Below are 16,913 nucleotides of genomic sequence, written 5' to 3' on the forward strand. Positions count from 1 at the left end.
CTCCCGGCCCCTTATTCGAACCCGACCGGCCGGATCATCAGATCCCATCCCGCAAGCGCCGGCACCTCGACGTAGCGGGCGCTGGCCCAGCCGGTCTGCCCGGCACTGCGGAGCTGGTACCAGACCCCCTGCCCGTCCGCGGAAAGGGTGCAGTCCAGCACCTCGACCGGGGTGCCCTCGGACCAGCGGGCGAGACGGTCGCCGCCGGGCGCGCTGCGGATGTTGAGATTGGTTTCGAGCCGCGCGCCGGACCAGTCCATCGACAGGATCGGCGCTTCGGGCGCGTCATGGCGTTCTCCGACCCAGCTGTAGGCCTCGGGGTCTTCCTCTTCGAAGAACCGGTTGCCCGCGTCCCAGCGGTAATAGCGGGTGGTCAGGTTTCCGCCGTGACAGCCGAGACTGTCCCCAAGCAGGGCGCCAGTGGCGCGCGGAAGGTCGCCCCGGTGCTGGGTGTAACCGTTGTTGTTTCGCGGCGCCGCACACCATCCGCTGCCGGTGGACCGGCGGCCACAGTCACCGAAGGCGGCAATGCCCAGTGTATCGCCCTGCTGCCACTCGATACTGCACCCGTCATTGGCCAGCCGGCGATCGCCGTATCTTTCGAAAAGAGTCTTGAGCGGGGTGTCATCGGGAAATTCGCTGCCTATGTCGACCGGCCAGAACTCGTATTCGGCGGCGACCATGTCGCGCCCCTGCGAATAGGTCAGATACTGGCACATGTTGAGCGCGTCGCGCTGGGTCAGGCCAGAAAGCGCAAGTGCCGTGCCGCCCTTCGGCCCCGCGACCGGGACAAAGTCCATGAACCGCGTCACCAGCCCCCCACGCAACAGAAAGAACGCGTCGGGGCGGCGGTAGTGAAGCGCATTCTGCACCAACGCCGAGGGCGCGATGCCGTTGCCGATCAAACGAATGTATTCCGACATGATCTGATAGGTGAGGTCCATCGCGGCAACGATTTCAGTCTGGCGATCTTGCTGGTCCACCGGGACGTACGGCATGTGAAAGCCCAGCTGCGCCCCCTGTTCGACATAGCGCACCGACCGACCGGAATCGCGTAGCTTGGCGGCCAAGGTGAATGCCACGGCGCAGGCGGACATGCACTCCGCGTCGTCAAGGACGATCACGCCATGCAGCTTCGGAGCAGAATTTCCCTCACGATAGTGGCTCAGCAGGCGACCGATCTTGACCCCTTCCGCGAAATTGCCGCCTGGGCTGTCGAAGACGATGACAAATGCTGGAACAGGGACCGCTACCCGGATCATCGCGGCAAGCCGCTCGGCATCGCCGGGTTCAATCACACCCGAGACCGAGATGATCCGAAGACCGTTGGGATAGTATCCATCTTCTTCACCCGCCGGAAGGACCACGGGACGGTTGCGGCCAGTGTTTGTTTCCTCGCCGTAGATCGGCCAGAGCTGTGACAGCCGCGGGCGCAGGTCATCGCGCAGCGTGATCTCGGCAGAAAAGGCGGCGCTGCCGACCAGGGTCAGGGTCGCGGCGAGGACCGCGCGGATCAGGCACATTACTCGATCACGTAGCTCTTGAAGGCGTAGTCGACGGTACCGCCATCGAGTGTGACCTTGCCCGAAAGCTGCCCCTTGTTCAGGTCGGCCACCACCAGCCGCAGTGCCGATTTCAACTGTTCGGCATCGCTGACGCCGCTGCTGCTGCAGAGATAGCCGATGCGGTGTTCGCCCTTTTCGTCCTGTTCCTGCACCACGACGGCATAGCGGCTGGTCGGGGTGACCTGGTAGCGGGTCTGGCCGGGACCAAGATCGACCTTCTCGAAGACTTCCAGCGGGATCGGCGTCAGTTGCAGGCTGGGAGAGATGTCGACAAAGGCCGGCGTGCAGTCGGCGGGCATGTCGGCCACCAGCGACAGTTCCCCACCCACGCCGAGACTGGCGGGAAAGGCCGACATGAGCATCGGCAGAGGTTTGGGCGTCGGAGCAGCCGCGGGTTTCAGGACCTTCGAACGGCCAAGGATCTCGGCCATCGGGATGCCGTAGTTGATGCCCACGTTGCGGTTTCCGGAGTTGTGCAGGGCAATCACCCGGCGGGCGGAACTGTCGATGATCGGAGAGCCGGAATTGCCGCCCAGCGTATCGCAGGTATGGCGCACCCGCTGCCCCGACTGGGCCTCGGGCGCCTTTTCCAGCGGTGGACGCGCGGCGCGGCAGCCCTCGCGGCTGATGTGCTGCGACTTGCCCATCGGGTGGCCGATGATCCAGAAGGGCATCCCCTCGACCGGCGGGGCATCGGACAGCGGCAAGGGCGGAAAGCGGTCGGTCGGCACGCCCGTCACCTCGAGCACGGAATAGTCCAATTCTGCCGAGCTTTCGACCGGGACCGGGTTGACGGTGAAACGCGCGGTTTCCTCGTCCCGGCCCGGCTCGACGAACCCGGCGATCCAGGTGACCGAGGTGATTTCCGTGGCGCCGATGCGCGGGTCTTCCAGCACGCCGGGAATGCAATGGTAGTTGGTCAGGATATGGGTGGCATCCACCAGGAAGGCGGTGCAGGGGTTTTCGCCCGCGTCGGTCCGGATCTGCAGCTTGCCGACGCCCCGGCCCAGCCTGCGGAAGTCCGAGCTCTCGGCGTAGGTGTGAATCGCCTCGTTGTTGTAGCCCTCGATGGCCAGTTCCTTCTGGATCCCGTCCTGGGCCGGGGCCTGTGCGGGCAGGAGGCAGAGCGCCATGGCAGAGGCAGCGGCAAACGGGCGGACAACGCGGGGCATGGCAATCCTCTGGTCAGACAAATCCGTTGGAAGCATAGCAAATCCCTACCTGCGCGCTTGGAAAAAATGCGGTAAGTGGAAAAAGCAGGGGATTTCGGGTATCTTGTCCCCATATTTTCCGGGGGCCGCGATGCACCGTTCATTTCCCATTCTGATCCTTGCCGCCCTGGCCCAGGCACGACACTCAGCCGGGTGCAGCTGGCAATCGTGCCGAAATACCTGCTTTCCTTCTGACCAACGCTGGATATTGCCATGACCAAGACGATCCTTCCCCTTTTCGCCGCCGCGCTGGTCCTGCCCGGCGTGGCCTTCGCCCAGTCGACCGTGACGCTGGACAGTTTCTCTCTCGGGGATCCGCCCAAGCCGGATGCCGCCGCCGCGGAGATGCGCGATTGCCTTGTCGATCCGACGGCATGCGACAACGCCGAATTCGGCGGCGGGGCCAAGTTCACGCTGGACGACGTGGTCAACCTGGGCGTGGTCGAGCGCAAGCCCAAGCCGCCGGCCTCGGCCACGCCGGCCCGGGCCGGCGTGGCCATCGCCATCGAGGACCGCACGAAAAAGCCCGAACCGCTGCCCACCATCGACCTCGAGGTGCTCTTTGCCTACGATTCGGACGCGCTGACGCCGCAGGCGATGGCGAAACTGTCGACTCTGGCCAATGCGCTCAGCGATCCGCGGCTGAAGGACAGCAAGCTGATCTTCATCGGCCACACCGACGCGGTGGGGGGCGCGGCCTACAACAAGGCGCTGTCGCAGCGCCGGGCCAATGCCGTCGCGCGTTATGTCCAGGGCACCATGCGCCTGGGCACCGGCCAGATCGAGGCGGTGGGCGTGGGCTTTGACTATCTCAAGAACACGCGCGCGCCGGATGCCGCCGAGAACCGCCGTGTTCAGCTGGTGCTGGTGCCCGGCGCCTGACCAGCCGGGCGACCTGCCGAAGACAAGGGGGCCGGACGGCCCCCTTTTTGCTGCGCGGGTGGGCAGAGGGCGGGAAAACAGCGGGTTTCTGGCCGGGGCAGAATTTTACCGTTTGATAAAATTCCGACCTGTGGCAGGCTGAGTCCACAGAACAGGAAAAAAACAGGGAGAGGCCATGACCAGCCCGCAGACCCCCGGCATCCAGTCCGGGCGCCTCAGCCAGGATCAGTTGGCTCGGAACTTCGAGGATCTTCACGCGCCTTACGACCCGCACGAGGCGGCGGTGGCGGCGGACCGTTGCTATTTCTGCCACGACGCGCCCTGCGTGACCGCCTGCCCCACCGAAATCGACATCCCGCTGTTCATCCGGCAGATCGCCACCGGCCAGCCGGAGGCGGCGGCCAAGACGATCTTCGAACAGAACATCCTGGGCGGCATGTGCGCCCGGGTCTGCCCCACGGAAACGCTGTGCGAAGAGGCCTGCGTGCGCGAGACCGCCGAGGGCAAGCCGGTCGAGATCGGGCGGCTGCAACGCTATTCCACCGATGCGCTGATGGCGCGGCAGGGCCACCCCTTTGACCGCGCCCCCGAGACCGGCAAGCGCGTGGCGGTTGTGGGCGCCGGCCCCGCGGGACTGGCCTGCGCGCACCGGCTGGCGATGAAGGGCCACGCGGTCACCATCTACGAGGCGCGGCCCCGGCCCGGCGGGCTGAACGAATACGGCATCGCGGCCTACAAGACCGTGGACGGCTATGCCGCGCGCGAGGTCGATTGGCTGCTGGGCATCGGCGGCATCACCATCGAGTACCGCAACGCGCTGGGGGTCGAAGTGTCCCTGGACGGGCTGCGCGAGAATTTCGACGCGGTGTTCCTGGGCGTCGGCCTGGCCGGGGTGAACCTGCTGGAGATCGAGGGCGGTGAAAAGGCCGGGGTCGAGGACGCGGTGCGTTTTATCTCCGACCTGCGGCAGAGCGACGACCTGGCCGCCCTGCCGGTGGGCCGCAACGTGGTGGTGATCGGCGGCGGCATGACCGCCGTGGATGCCGCCGTGCAGTCGAAACTGCTGGGCGCCGAGACCGTGACTCTGGCCTATCGCCGCTCGCGCGAGGAAATGCCCGCCAGCGGATTTGAACAGGACCTGGCGGCGTCCAAAGGCGTGCGGCTGATGTTCAACGTGATGCCTGTCGCCATGCACGGCAACGGCGCGGTGCGCGAGATCGAGCTGGAATACACCGCCCTTCTGGACGGCAAGCTGCAGGGCACGGGCGAAACCATCCGCCTGCCCGCCGACCAGGTGTTCCGCGCCATCGGCCAGACCCTGGCGCCAGTCGACGGGCTGGACCTGGAGGGCCGCAAGGTCAAGGTGAACGGCGCCGGGCGGACCTCGGTTCCGGGGGTTTGGGCCGGGGGCGACTGCACGCCCGGCGAGGACCTGACCGTGGTCGCCGTGGCCGAGGGCCGCGACGCCGCAGAGGACATTCACGCGACGCTTATGGCGCAGTGACCCCGTCCCGGGCCTGCCCCGGGACCTCCGACCCAAGCAAGAGGCCCCGGATCAAATCCGGGGCGCGACGGATCAAATGGAGACGTTGAGATGGCTGATCTGACAACCGATTTCCTGGGCATCACCTCGCCCAACCCCTTCTGGCTGGCCTCGGCGCCGCCGACCGACAAGGAATACAACGTCCGCCGCGCCTTCGAGGCGGGCTGGGGCGGCGTGGTCTGGAAGACCCTCGGCGAAGAGGGCCCGCCCGTCGTGAACGTGAACGGCCCGCGCTATGGCGTCGTCTACGGCGCCGACCGGCGGGTTCTGGGCATCAACAACATCGAGCTGATCACCGACCGGCCGCTGGAAACCAACCTCGAGGAAATGGCGCGCGTGAAGGCGGATTACCCCGACCGGGCGCTGATCGCCTCGATCATGGTGCCCTGCGACGAGTCATCGTGGAAGGCGATCCTACCGCGCGTGGCGGAGACGGGCTGTGACGGGATCGAGCTGAACTTCGGCTGTCCGCACGGCATGTCCGAACGCGGCATGGGCTCGGCTGTGGGCCAGGTGCCGGAATACATCGAGATGGTCACCCGCTGGTGCAAACAGTACTACGACAAGCCGGTGATCGTGAAGCTGACCCCCAACATAACCGACATCCGCAAGCCTGCCGCGGCGGCGAAGAACGGCGGCGCCGACGCGGTGAGCCTGATCAACACGATCAACTCGATCACCTCGGTCGACCTCGACAATTTCGCCCCTGAACCGACGATTGACGGCAAGGGCAGCCACGGCGGCTATTGCGGCCCGGCGGTGAAGCCGATCGCCCTGTCGATGGTCTCGGAAATCGCCCGCAACCCGGAAACGCATGGCCTGCCGATCAGCGGCATCGGCGGCGTGACCACCTGGCGCGACGCGGCAGAGTTCATGGCGCTGGGCTGCGGCAACGTGCAGGTCTGCACGGCGGCCATGACCTATGGCTTCAGGATCGTCGAAGAGATGAAGCGCGGGCTGAGCCAGTGGATGGACGAGAAGGGCTATCGTTCGACCTCCGAGTTCATCGGCAAGGCGGTGCCCAATGTCACCGACTGGCAGTACCTGAACCTGAACTACGTCACCAAGGCCAAGATCGACCAGGACGCCTGCATCAAGTGCGGCCGCTGCTATGCCGCCTGCGAGGACACCAGCCACCAGGCGATCTGGATGAAGGAAGGCCGTGTCTTCGAGGTCAACGACGCGGAATGCGTGGCCTGCAACCTGTGCATCGATGTCTGCCCGGTCGAGGACTGCATCACCATGGAGCGGATGGCGGCGGGCAGCACCGACCCGCGCACGGGCAAGACCGTGTCGGACGACTATGCCAACTGGACGACGCATCCGAACAACCCGATGGCCAAGGCGGCGGAGTAAGGCAGGAGGGGCGCTGCCCCTCTGTCGCCTGCGGCGCCATTCACCCCGGAGGTATTTTTGGCCCAAAGAAACACCGGTCCGCGCCCATGTTTCTTTGGGCCAAAAATACCTCCGGGGGAGTCGACCGCAGGGAGACGGGGGCAGCGCCCCCTCAACGGCCCGGCCCGGAATGCGTTGTCCGGTCTTCGGGGGCCATCAGGGCGTCAACAAACGCCGGAACAACAGTTCGAGATGCGTCTCGGCCCCGGGATAGGGGTCGTCCGCGTTCAGCACGGCACGCACCTGCACGTCGAAATCCGCATAGTGCTGGGTCAGCGACCAGACGGAGAACATCAGGTGGCGCGGGTCGACCGGCGCCAGCCGCCCCTCGGCAATCCAGCCCTCGATCACCATCGACAGCCTGTCGACCATGCCGCGCAGCTCGCCCTCGAGCACGGGCATGATCCGGGGCGCGCCCTGCACGATCTCGTTGGCGAAGAGCCGGCTTTGGCGCGGGAAATCCCGCGACATCTGCAGCTTGCGGCGCACGTAGCCAAGCAGTTCCTCGACCGGCTCGCCCATTGGGTCGATGGCCTGCAGGGGGTCCAGCCAGGTTTCCAGCAGACCGCGCAGAAGCGCCTCGTAGATCGCCTCCTTGGAAGGGTAGTAGTAGAGCAGGTTGGGTTTCGACAGGCCCGCCTCGCTGGCGATCCGATCCAGCGTGGCGCCGCGGAACCCGGCCTCGGAAAAGACCGTCAGCCCGGCCTCGAGGATCGCCTCGCGCTTGGCCCGTTGGATACGGGTCTGCGGCGCGGCTTTTCCACTTTGTTCCGATGCCGATTTTCCGATCATGGCCACGCGCCCCTGCCCTATTTAACAGCATCTGCCGGAATTGACGGCAGGACGCTTGACTGACTCCTTCCCTCTGGTAGCGTTGATTTGACCGGTTGGTCAAATCGGAACACCCGCGAGAGACGGGGAATTTCACGGGGAGATACGACATGGCCGCACCTGCTGCAAACATGACCATCAATGCCGACCGGCTGTGGGACAGCCTGATGGAGATGGCCAAAATCGGCCCCGGGGTCGCCGGGGGCAACAACCGCCAGACCCTGACCGACGCCGATGGCGAGGGGCGCGCCCTGTTCCAGCGCTGGTGCGAAGAGGCCGGCTGCACGATGGGGCTGGACACGATGGGCAACATGTTCGCCCGCCGCGAGGGAACCGACCCCGACGCGCTGCCGGTCTACGTGGGCTCTCACCTGGACACGCAGCCGACCGGCGGCAAATACGATGGCGTGCTGGGGGTGCTGGGCGGGCTGGAGCTGATCCGGACGCTGAACGACCTGGACATCAAGACGAAACACCCGATCGTCGTGACCAACTGGACCAACGAGGAAGGCACGCGGTTTGCCCCGGCCATGCTGTCCTCGGGTGTCTTTGCCGGGGTGCATGAGCAGGACTGGGCCTATGCGCGCGAGGATGCCGAGGGCAAGTCCTTCGGCGACGAACTGGTACGGATCGGCTGGAAGGGCGACGAGGAGGTCGGCGCGCGCAAGATGCATGCCTTTTTCGAACTGCACATCGAACAGGGTCCGATCCTCGAGGCCGAGGGCGTGGACGTGGGCGTGGTCACGCATGGCCAGGGGCTGTCGTGGACCCAGGTGACGGTGACGGGCAAGGATGCGCATACCGGCTCGACCCCGATGCCGATGCGCAAGAACGCAGGGCTGGCAATGGCCCGCATCCTCGAGAAGGTCGAGGAAATCGCGCTGAGCCATGCGCCGCATGCGGTGGGCGCGGCGGGCCATATCGACGTCTACCCGAACTCGCGCAACGTGATCCCCGGCAAGGCGGTGTTCACCGTCGATTTCCGGTCGCCCGAACTGGCGGTGATCAAGGACATGGAGGCGCGGCTGAAGGCGGCGGCAGAGGAGATCTGCACCCACATGGGGCTGGAAGTGGACTTCGAGAAGGTCGGTGGCTTCGACCCGGTGGATTTCGACGAGGGCTGTGTTGCGGCGATCCGGAACGCGGCGGAGCGGCTGGGCTATTCGCACCGCAACATCATCTCTGGCGCCGGGCATGACGCCTGCTGGATCAACCGGGTCGCGCCGACGGCCATGGTGATGTGCCCCTGCGTGGATGGCCTCAGCCACAACGAGGCCGAGGAGATTTCCAAGGACTGGGCCAAGGCGGGGGCGGATGTGCTGTTCCACGCGGTGGTGGAGACGGCGGAGATCGTGGAGTGACACCGCGGACCGGAGACCCCGTCCCGGACTTGATCCGGGACCTTCTGCCGTTCCGAGCCGGCGAGGCCCCGGCGCGGAGGCCGGGGCGGGGTTTACACTTTGTTTACCGAAATTCGGCACTCAGGACAGGTGCCTCATTTCGTCTACATCATGGCCGCTCGTCCGGGGGGCGCACTCTACATCGGTCGCAGCACCAACCTGCGCGACCGCGTCGCGACACATCGCGCCGGGCTTTCCGTACATACGGCACGATATGGTATCCACACACTGGTCTGGTTCGAGGAACACGCGGAATTCGAGAGTTCCTTGCGCCGGGAACGCCGCCTGAAACGGTGGCGACGCGCATGGAAAGACCAGTTGATCACCGAGTTCAACCCGAACTGGCAGGACATGATACACGCCATCCCTTGATGTCCGGGGCGCGGCCCCGGCTCAGGGCCGGGGCGGAATACACCAGGGAGACAAACACATGAGCACAGTCATCAAGAACGGCACCATCGTCACGGCGGATCTCAGCTACAAGGGCGACGTGCTGGTCGAGTACGGCCTCATCACCGAGATCGGCGAGAACCTGAAAGGCGACGAGGAGCTGGACGCCACCGGCTGTTACGTCATGCCGGGCGGGATCGACCCGCACACGCACCTGGAAATGCCCTTCATGGGCACCTATTCCAGCGATGATTTCGACAGCGGCACCCGGGCGGCACTGGCCGGCGGGACGACGATGGTGGTGGATTTTGCCCTGCCCTCGCCCGACGGCCAGGGCCTGCTGGACGCGCTGCAGATGTGGGACAACAAGTCCGGCCGCGCACATTGCGACTATTCCTACCACATGGCGGTGACCTGGTGGGGCGAGCAGATCTTCAACGAGATGAAGACCGTCGTCGAGGATCGCGGCATCACCACCTTCAAGCACTTCATGGCCTACAAGGGCGCGCTGATGGTGCAGGACGACGAGATGTTCGCCAGCTTCCAGCGCGTCGGCGAGCTGGGCGGGATCGCCCTTGTCCACGCCGAGAACGGCGACGTGGTGGCGGACCTGTCGCAAAAGCTGCTGGCGGAGGGCAACACCGGACCCGAGGCGCATGCCTATTCGCGCCCGCCGCAGGTCGAGGGCGAGGCCGCCAACCGCGCAATCATGATCGCGGACATGGCCGGTGTGCCGCTTTATATCGTGCATGTCTCCTGCGAAGAGGCGCATGAGGCGATCCGGCGCGCGCGCCAGCAGGGCAAGCGCGTCTGGGGCGAGCCGCTGATCCAGCACCTGACGCTGGATGAAAGCGAGTATTTCAACAAGGACTGGGACCATGCCGCGCGCCGCGTGATGTCGCCGCCCTTCCGCAACCAGAAACACCAGGAAAGCCTGTGGCACGGGCTGATGTCCGGCTCTCTGTCGGTCGTGGCGACGGATCACTGCGCCTTCACCACCGATCAGAAACGCTATGGCGTGGGCGATTTCACCAAGATCCCCAACGGCACCGGCGGGCTTGAGGACCGGCTGCCGATGCTCTGGACGCATGGGGTGGGCACCGGGCGCCTGACGCCCGAGGAATTCGTCGCCATGACCTCGACCAATATCGCCAAGATCCTGAACTGCTACCCCCGCAAGGGGGCGATCCGGGTGGGATCTGACGCGGATATCGTGGTCTGGGACCCGGAAAAGGAAAAGATCATCAGTGCCGCCAGCCAGGTCTCTGCGATTGACTACAACGTCTTCGAGGGCAAACAGGTCAAGGGCCTGCCGCGCTTTACCCTGACGCGGGGCCATGTGGCCGTGCACGACGGCGAACTGCGGTCGCGCGAAGGGCATGGTGAGTTCGTCAAACGGACACCGGGCACGCCCACGAACAAGGCGCTGTCGAAGTGGAAGGAACTGACCGCGCCGCGCCCGGTGACGCGCACCGGCATCCCGGCGAGCGGGGTGTGATGCTTGGTGCGATGCTCATATCCTTGGTGGTCACGCTGGCGCTATATGTCGGCTTGGCATGGGCCTTGATGTGGGCATCGCGTCGCTGGTTGCATGTCTGGGTGTCGATTGGCCTTGCCGTTCTGGCTGCGGGTTCCCTTGTTCAGAACATCATTTCCGGCTTGATCCACTGCAGCCAACCGCCAACGTTCGTCCCGCCGGAACTTGGTTCGGGTGGTGAAGGACAAATGGTTTTCAATTGTGACGCTCCGGGGGGCATGATTGACAGGTTTTACCTGTACTTTCTTGGACCAGTGGCCGTCGCGGCCATTATCTGGCTGGCTTGGCGGTTTTGGGCACGCCGAGATCTCCTTTCGCCGAGGGAGGCCCGATGACCGCCCCCGCCCTCTCCGGCGTCCTCGAAGCCGCCATCTACGTCGATGACCTCGACGCCGCCGAGGAGTTCTATGGCGATCTCCTTGGGCTGGAAAAGATCATCCGGGTCGAGGGGCGGCATGTCTTCTTTCGCTGCGGCACATCGGTCGTGCTGGCCTTCATCGCGGAGGCCACGGAGCAGCCGCCCAAGCCGGGCGCCCTGCCCGTGCCGCCGCATGGGGCGCGCGGACCGGGGCACTTGTGTTTCTCTGTGCCAGGGGCGGATCTGGACGCGATGGTCGCACACTTGACGGATAACGGCATCGCGATTGAAAGCGATTTCAACTGGCCGCACGGGCCGCGATCCGTCTATGTGCGGGATCCGGCGGGCAACAGCGTGGAATTCGCGGACCCCGCTCTTTGGGAGATGCCGGAATGAGCGTGCCCGCGTCAGGCCGGAACCAGCGCCTCCAGCTCGGGCAGCAGGACCACGGATTCCTGTTCATGCGGGTCGGTGCGGGCGATCACCGCCACGGCGGGTTCGTCCCCGTCGTTCAGCGGCAGATGCGGCACATCCGCCGGGATGTAGATCATGTCGCCCGGCCCCGTCTCCATGCAATGTTCCAGCCGCTCGCCCCAGTACATTTTCGCCCCGCCGGAAATGACATAGATCGCGGTCTCATGGGTCGCATGTTTATGCGCCCTGGCCCGCCCGCCCGGCGGGACCGTCAGCAGGTGCATGCAGATCCCCTGCGCGCCTGCGGTCTCCTTCGCGATGCCCTCGAAATAGGAAAAACCCTGCTTGCCGTCATATGTGCCCCCCGGGCGCAGCTTTTTGCAGTCGGTCATGGTAGATCCCCGGTATCCAACATCCTGAATGTCCAGCCTACAGCGGCCCTGCCGCTTCGCCAAACAAGGATCACGCGTGTTGAGCGATGAAGAAATAAAGAACTGGCCGGAGGCGGAAACCGCCACCACTGCCCCCGTCATCCGGGCGGACCACCTCGACCTGACCTTTCAGACGAATGACGGGCCGGTGCATGCGCTGAAAGACGTCAGCCTGGACATCGCCAAGGGCAGTTTCGTCAGCTTCATCGGCCCCTCGGGCTGTGGCAAGACGACCTTCCTGCGCTGTATCGCGGCGCTGGAGCATCCCACCGGCGGCAGCCTGACGGTGAATGGCATGACCCCGGACGAGGCGCGCCGGGCGCGTGCCTATGGCTATGTCTTTCAGGCCGCCGGTCTGTACCCCTGGCGAACCATCGGGCGCAACATCGCGCTGCCGCTGGAGATCATGGGCTATTCCCGGGCCGAACAGGCAGAGCGCGTGGCGCGGGTGCTGGAGCTTGTGGAATTGTCGGGTTTTGAAAAGAAATTCCCTTGGCAGCTGTCCGGAGGCATGCAGCAACGTGCGTCAATTGCAAGGGCGCTGGCATTCGATGCAGACATCCTCTTGATGGACGAACCCTTTGGCGCGCTCGATGAGATCGTGCGCGACCGGCTGAACGAGGAATTGCTGAAGCTCTGGGACAAGACGGAAAAGACCATCGGGTTCGTGACCCACTCGATCCCCGAGGCGGTCTACCTGTCGACGCATATCGTCGTGATGAGTCCGCGTCCGGGCCGGATCACCGACGTGATCGAAAGCCCCCTGCCCAAGGAGCGCCCGTTGGACATCCGCGACACGCCGGAATTCATCGAGATCGCGCACCGCGTGCGCGAGGGGCTGCGCGCGGGGTACGAGGAATGAGGGTCACGCAGCGCATTCCCGTCCCGGGCCTGACCCGGAACAAGCTCGCCCCGCGCCGGGAGGGAACGCATGGCTGAGGCGAGCGATCCGAAGGCCGGAGCCACCGCCGGGACGGGTTGGCCCCGCTGGCTGCGTCTGCCGCCTGTGCTGGGCATGGTGCTGGCCCTCCTGGCGATCTGGTACGTTGCCGTCGTCCCGATGAACGTCAAGGAGGTGCTGACAGCGGCGGAACGTGCGGGCGTCGAGGTGTCCCCGCCCTCCGCCGTGGACCGGCGCGACATGGGCAACTGGGCTCTGGTCCTTCGCAACACCCATGCGCTTGGGGACAGCTGGAGCTCGGACCGTCCGAAACTGCCCGCGCCGCATCAGGTGCTGGTGGAGCTTTACGACTCGACCATCGACGAAGAGCTGAACGGGCGGCGCGGGATCGTGCGGTCGGGGACGCTGTCGAACCGCAGCCTGGTTTACCACGCGCTGGTGACGCTGAACGCCACCTTCCTGGGCTTCCTGATCGGCGCCCTGCTGGGCGTGGGCCTGGCGGTGGGGATCGTGCATTCCCGCGTCATGGACATGAGCGTGATGCCCTGGGCCATCGTCAGCCAGACCATCCCCATCGTGGCGCTGGCGCCGATGATCATCGTGGTGCTTTATTCCATCGGGGTGCAGGGGCTGATCCCCAAGGCGGTGATCTCGGCCTATCTCTCTTTCTTCCCGGTGGTCGTGGGCATGGTGAAAGGGCTGCGCAGCCCGGACGCCATGCAGATGGACCTGATGCGCACCTATAGCGCGCCGACCACCTCGGTGCTGACGAAGCTGCGCCTGCCCTCGTCCATCCCCTACCTCTTTGCCTCGCTCAAGATCGCCATCGCGGCCAGCCTTGTGGGCGCCATCGTCGGGGAACTGCCGGTGCAGAAAGGCGGGCTAGGCGCGCGGATGCTGGCGGGCAGCTACTATGGCCAGACAGCGCAGATCTGGGCCGCGCTCTTGGTGGCGGCGGCGCTGGCGGCGCTGCTGGTCTATGCCATCGCGGCCCTGGAAAGGCGCACGCTGCGCAGGATGGGGATGATGCCATGACGCTGGTGATTTTCGCAGTCCTGCTCTGGGCGGTGGGCTTTGGCGTGAACGTCGTGCTGGCGAACGGGCCTGCGCGGGATACCGGCGCTGTGCGCCTTGCGGTGCCGCTGATCTTCGGCCTGACCATCCTTGGCATGTGGGAGCTGATCGTGCGGGGCATGCAGGTCTCGACCGTGATCCTGCCGCCGCCCTCGCTGATCGCGGCCAGCTTTGCCGAGAACCTTGGTACGCTTTGGGGCGATTTCGTGCAGACGATCCTCAAGGGGGCGTTGTCAGGCTATATCTTCGGATGCGGCGCGGCCTTTGTGACCGCGCTGCTGGTCGACCGCTCGGACTACCTGCGACGCGGGTTGCTGCCGCTGGGCAACTTCATGGCCGCCCTGCCCATCGTCGGCACCGCGCCGATCCTGGTGATGTGGTTCGGCTTTGGCTGGCAGTCCAAGGCGGCGGTGGTCGTTCTGATGGTCTATTTCCCGATGCTGGTGAACACGGTCGCCGGCCTGTCGGAGACCACCGCGATGCAGCGCGACCTGATGCGGACCTATGCCGCGACCTGGGGTCAGACGCTGTGGACCTTGCGCCTGCCCGCCGCCCTGCCCTTTGTCTTCAACGGGCTCAAGATCTGCTCGACGCTGGCGCTGATCGGGGCCATCGTTGCCGAGTTCTTCGGCAGCCCGACGCTGGGCCTTGGCTTTCGCATCTCGACCAGCATCGGCCAGCTTGACCTCGGGATGGTCTGGTCGGCCATCCTCGTGTCGGCGCTCTCGGGGACGGTGTTCTACGGGCTCGTGGCCCTGGCCGAACGCCGCATGACATTCTGGCACGCCTCGCACCGGGGCGGCCGATAACCGGACCGGACAAAACCGGCCACAAGACACTAGGCACCAAGGAGGTACTGAAGATGAAACAGACATGGATCGCCGCCGTTGCGGCCCTGGGGCTGGCCAGCCCCGCGCTGGCGGCGGACGAGGTCACGCTGCAGCTGAAATGGGTCACGCAGGCGCAGTTCGCGGGCTATTACGTGGCGCTGGAAAACGGCTATTACGAAGAGGCCGACCTTGACGTGACGATCCTGCCCGGCGGGCCGGACATCGCGCCGACGCAGGTGATCGCGGGCGGCGGTGCCGACGTGATCGTGGAATGGATGCCGGCGGCGCTCTCGGCCCGCGAAAACGGCCTGCCGCTGGTCAATATCGCCCAGCCGTTCAAATCCTCGGGCATGATGCTGACCTGTTGGAAGGACGCCGGGATTTCCGCACCCGCCGACCTGGACAACCGCACACTGGGGGTCTGGTTCTTCGGCAACGAATTCCCCTTCCTCGCCTGGATGAGCCAGCTGGACATCGCCACCGACGGCAAGGCCGAAGGCTCGGTCGAGGTGCTGAAGCAGGGCTTCAACGTCGACCCGCTGCTGCAGCGCCAGGCGGATTGCATCAGCACCATGACCTACAACGAGTACTGGCAGGTGATCGACGCGGGCGTGGACCCGTCCGAACTGATCACCTTCAAATACGAGGATCAGGGCGTGGCGATGCTGGAAGACGGCCTTTATGTGCTGGAGGAGAACCTCGAGGATCCCGCGTACGTCGACAAGATGGCGCGGTTCGTGGCCGCCTCGATGAAAGGCTGGAAATGGGCCGAAGAGAACCCCGAGGACGCGGCGATGATCGTGCTGGACTATGACGAGACCGGCGCCCAGACCGAGGGCCACCAGATCCGCATGATGGGCGAGGTCGCCAAGCTGACGGCCGGATCGAACGGCGCGCTGGACCCGGCGGATTACCAGCGGACCGTGGATACGCTTTTGGCCGGCGGGTCCGACCCGGTGATCACCAAGGAGCCGGAAGGCGCCTGGACCCATGTCATCACGGATGCGGCGCTGGACTGAGTCCCGGCCCCTGCGTTGAAGAGTTGAGAAAAGCCGCGTTTCCGCGGCTTTTCGCTTTTGGGCGCGTTGGGGGCTCTGCCCCCAAACCCCCGGAGGTATTTTCGGCCCAAAGAAACTTGCGTAGTCCCGGTGTGGCCTAGCCGCCCTTGACGCCCGCGACGTTGACGTAGAGCGCGTAGAGAGATTGCGAGGCGGCCATGAACAGGCGGCTGTTGGCGCGCCCGCCGAAGCAGACATTGGCGCAGCGTTCCGGCAGGGCGATGCGCCCGATGGGGCGCCCGTCGGGGGCGAAGACCATGACCCCGTCGAGACCGGGATCGCCCATGCCCCAGCCGCACCAGAGGTTGCCGTCCACATCACAGCGCATCCCGTCCGGCGTGCCTGCCCCCGCGTCGATCTGAACGCGACGGTTGGACAGGCTCTGCCCGTCCGCGCCGACGTCACAGGCCAGGATCTTGCGGTTGGGCGTGCCGCGGGATTCGACGATGTAGAGGAGGCTTTCGTCCGGCGAAAAGCACAGGCCGTTGGGCCCAAGGATGCCGTCGGCCACCAGGGAGGCCTGCCCCGTTTCCGGGTCCAGCCGGTAGACCGCCTCGGGCAGTTCGGGGTCAGAACGGTAACCCTCGTAGTTTCCGAGGATGCCGAACACCGGGTCGGAGAACCAGATCGAGCCGTCTGATTTCACGATGATGTCGTTGGGCGAGTTCAGGCGCTTGCCGTCGAACCTGTCCATCAGCACCGTGATCGTGCCATCATGTTCGGTGCGGGTGATGCGCCGCGTTCCATGTTCGCAGGAGATCAGCCGCCCCTGCCGGTCGCGCGTGTGGCCGTTGGCGTAGTTCGACGGCGCGCGGTATTCGCTGACGGCGCCCGTTTCCTCGGTCCAGCGCATGATGCGGTTGTTGGGGATGTCGCTCCACAGGAGGTGGCGGGCGTCGCCGAACCAGACCGGGCCTTCGGCCCAGCGCAGGCCCGTCGCCAGCCGTTCGACCCCCGCCAGCGGCAGGCGGTACTTGTCGAAGGCGGGATCGAGCGATTGCACCGCCGGGTCGGGATAGCGCGTCGTCGGCGCCCAGCCGTTCGGGAATAGGTCCTTGTCGCTCACCTGTCGTCTCCTCCTGCTGACGTGGAG

At 65.5% G+C, this 16,913-nt stretch carries 16 protein-coding genes; 11 read left to right on the forward strand and 5 right to left on the reverse strand.

Going from position 1 to position 16,913, the window contains the following annotated elements; genetic code table 11:
* Positions 1-11 precede the first annotated feature (11 nt).
* Both G9Q80_RS20460 and G9Q80_RS20465 read right to left on the reverse strand, forming a co-directional pair.
* On the reverse strand, positions 12-1,523 hold the full coding sequence (locus tag G9Q80_RS20460; RefSeq protein ID WP_088715291.1) for an SH3 domain-containing protein: 1,512 nt from the start codon (positions 1,521-1,523) through the stop codon (positions 12-14).
* On the reverse strand, positions 1,523-2,737 hold the full coding sequence (locus tag G9Q80_RS20465; protein ID WP_157903831.1) for a trypsin-like serine peptidase: 1,215 nt from the start codon (positions 2,735-2,737) through the stop codon (positions 1,523-1,525). The genes G9Q80_RS20460 and G9Q80_RS20465 overlap by 1 nt, the downstream gene beginning before the upstream one ends.
* Positions 2,738-2,989: 252 nt before the next feature.
* On the opposite strand from G9Q80_RS20465, the gene G9Q80_RS20470 reads away from it, so the two are divergent.
* From G9Q80_RS20470 to preA, 3 genes are all read left to right on the forward strand, one after another.
* Positions 2,990-3,658 (forward strand): OmpA family protein, encoded by a 669-nt coding sequence (locus tag G9Q80_RS20470; protein WP_074621218.1) that lies wholly within the window; start codon positions 2,990-2,992, stop codon positions 3,656-3,658.
* Between the two features lie 175 nt (positions 3,659-3,833).
* The gene (locus G9Q80_RS20475) at positions 3,834-5,162 is read left to right on the forward strand and encodes an NAD(P)-dependent oxidoreductase (protein ID WP_088715289.1); all 1,329 of its coding nucleotides are present in this window, start codon (positions 3,834-3,836) and stop codon (positions 5,160-5,162) included.
* A gap of 90 nt (positions 5,163-5,252) precedes the next feature.
* Positions 5,253-6,557, forward strand: a complete 1,305-nt coding sequence (gene preA, locus G9Q80_RS20480) for an NAD-dependent dihydropyrimidine dehydrogenase subunit PreA (RefSeq protein WP_088715288.1) — start codon at positions 5,253-5,255, stop codon at positions 6,555-6,557.
* A 195-nt stretch (positions 6,558-6,752) separates the two neighbouring features.
* Here preA and G9Q80_RS20485 read toward each other — a convergent pair whose 3' ends face one another.
* Positions 6,753-7,388: a TetR family transcriptional regulator C-terminal domain-containing protein gene (locus G9Q80_RS20485; protein ID WP_088715287.1), complete on the reverse strand. Its 636-nt coding sequence runs from the start codon at positions 7,386-7,388 to the stop codon at positions 6,753-6,755.
* A 149-nt stretch (positions 7,389-7,537) separates the two neighbouring features.
* Between G9Q80_RS20485 and G9Q80_RS20490 the strand changes: the two genes are divergently transcribed.
* The 4 genes from G9Q80_RS20490 to G9Q80_RS20505 all read left to right on the forward strand — a co-directional run bounded on the left by G9Q80_RS20490 (position 7,538) and on the right by G9Q80_RS20505 (position 11,508).
* Positions 7,538-8,788 (forward strand): Zn-dependent hydrolase, encoded by a 1,251-nt coding sequence (locus G9Q80_RS20490; protein ID WP_088715286.1) that lies wholly within the window; start codon positions 7,538-7,540, stop codon positions 8,786-8,788.
* Positions 8,789-8,917: 129 nt separating this feature from the next.
* Positions 8,918-9,199, forward strand: coding sequence for a GIY-YIG nuclease family protein (locus G9Q80_RS20495; RefSeq protein WP_088715285.1), 282 nt, complete (start codon positions 8,918-8,920; stop codon positions 9,197-9,199).
* A gap of 58 nt (positions 9,200-9,257) precedes the next feature.
* Positions 9,258-10,715, forward strand: coding sequence for a dihydropyrimidinase (gene hydA / locus G9Q80_RS20500; protein WP_088715284.1), 1,458 nt, complete (start codon positions 9,258-9,260; stop codon positions 10,713-10,715).
* A gap of 370 nt (positions 10,716-11,085) precedes the next feature.
* Complete coding sequence (locus tag G9Q80_RS20505) at positions 11,086-11,508, forward strand: VOC family protein (RefSeq protein WP_088715283.1); 423 nt, start codon at positions 11,086-11,088, stop codon at positions 11,506-11,508.
* An 11-nt stretch (positions 11,509-11,519) separates the two neighbouring features.
* On the opposite strand, the gene G9Q80_RS20510 is transcribed toward G9Q80_RS20505, so the two are convergent.
* Positions 11,520-11,918, reverse strand: coding sequence for a cupin domain-containing protein (locus G9Q80_RS20510; RefSeq protein ID WP_088715282.1), 399 nt, complete (start codon positions 11,916-11,918; stop codon positions 11,520-11,522).
* 79 nt (positions 11,919-11,997) lie between these two features.
* Here G9Q80_RS20510 and G9Q80_RS20515 point away from each other — a divergent pair, with 79 nt between their 5' ends.
* From G9Q80_RS20515 to G9Q80_RS20530, 4 genes are all read left to right on the forward strand, one after another.
* A complete protein-coding gene (locus G9Q80_RS20515) occupies positions 11,998-12,819 on the forward strand; it encodes an ABC transporter ATP-binding protein (protein WP_416045626.1) in 822 nt (273 codons plus the stop codon).
* Between the two features lie 153 nt (positions 12,820-12,972).
* Complete coding sequence (locus G9Q80_RS20520) at positions 12,973-13,893, forward strand: ABC transporter permease (RefSeq protein WP_232788214.1); 921 nt, start codon at positions 12,973-12,975, stop codon at positions 13,891-13,893.
* Positions 13,890-14,741 (forward strand): ABC transporter permease, encoded by an 852-nt coding sequence (locus tag G9Q80_RS20525; protein WP_088669667.1) that lies wholly within the window; start codon positions 13,890-13,892, stop codon positions 14,739-14,741. The genes G9Q80_RS20520 and G9Q80_RS20525 overlap by 4 nt, the downstream gene beginning before the upstream one ends.
* A gap of 53 nt (positions 14,742-14,794) precedes the next feature.
* Positions 14,795-15,781: an ABC transporter substrate-binding protein gene (locus G9Q80_RS20530; protein WP_088715280.1), complete on the forward strand. Its 987-nt coding sequence runs from the start codon at positions 14,795-14,797 to the stop codon at positions 15,779-15,781.
* A gap of 136 nt (positions 15,782-15,917) precedes the next feature.
* Here the strand turns inward: G9Q80_RS20530 and G9Q80_RS20535 are convergent, their stop codons facing one another.
* Positions 15,918-16,886, reverse strand: a complete 969-nt coding sequence (locus G9Q80_RS20535; RefSeq protein ID WP_088715279.1) for an SMP-30/gluconolactonase/LRE family protein — start codon at positions 16,884-16,886, stop codon at positions 15,918-15,920.
* Positions 16,887-16,913 lie beyond the last annotated feature (27 nt).

Source organism: Mameliella sp. LZ-28, from assembly GCF_012274245.1.
Lineage (GTDB): Bacteria > Pseudomonadota > Alphaproteobacteria > Rhodobacterales > Rhodobacteraceae > Antarctobacter > Antarctobacter albus.

Coding starts and splice junctions, on each gene's coding strand:
- G9Q80_RS20525 (WP_088669667.1), top strand. CDS start 13,890: ATGACGCTGGTGATTTTCGCAGTCCTGCTCTGGGCGGTGGGCTTTGGC.
- G9Q80_RS20490 (WP_088715286.1), top strand. CDS start 7,538: ATGGCCGCACCTGCTGCAAACATGACCATCAATGCCGACCGGCTGTGG.
- G9Q80_RS20520 (WP_232788214.1), top strand. CDS start 12,973: ATGGTGCTGGCCCTCCTGGCGATCTGGTACGTTGCCGTCGTCCCGATG.
- G9Q80_RS20470 (WP_074621218.1), top strand. CDS start 2,990: ATGACCAAGACGATCCTTCCCCTTTTCGCCGCCGCGCTGGTCCTGCCC.
- G9Q80_RS20505 (WP_088715283.1), top strand. CDS start 11,086: ATGACCGCCCCCGCCCTCTCCGGCGTCCTCGAAGCCGCCATCTACGTC.
- G9Q80_RS20510 (WP_088715282.1), bottom strand. CDS start 11,918: ATGACCGACTGCAAAAAGCTGCGCCCGGGGGGCACATATGACGGCAAG.
- G9Q80_RS20485 (WP_088715287.1), bottom strand. CDS start 7,388: ATGATCGGAAAATCGGCATCGGAACAAAGTGGAAAAGCCGCGCCGCAG.
- G9Q80_RS20465 (WP_157903831.1), bottom strand. CDS start 2,737: ATGCCCCGCGTTGTCCGCCCGTTTGCCGCTGCCTCTGCCATGGCGCTC.
- hydA (WP_088715284.1), top strand. CDS start 9,258: ATGAGCACAGTCATCAAGAACGGCACCATCGTCACGGCGGATCTCAGC.
- G9Q80_RS20475 (WP_088715289.1), top strand. CDS start 3,834: ATGACCAGCCCGCAGACCCCCGGCATCCAGTCCGGGCGCCTCAGCCAG.
- G9Q80_RS20460 (WP_088715291.1), bottom strand. CDS start 1,523: ATGTGCCTGATCCGCGCGGTCCTCGCCGCGACCCTGACCCTGGTCGGC.
- preA (WP_088715288.1), top strand. CDS start 5,253: ATGGCTGATCTGACAACCGATTTCCTGGGCATCACCTCGCCCAACCCC.
- G9Q80_RS20530 (WP_088715280.1), top strand. CDS start 14,795: ATGAAACAGACATGGATCGCCGCCGTTGCGGCCCTGGGGCTGGCCAGC.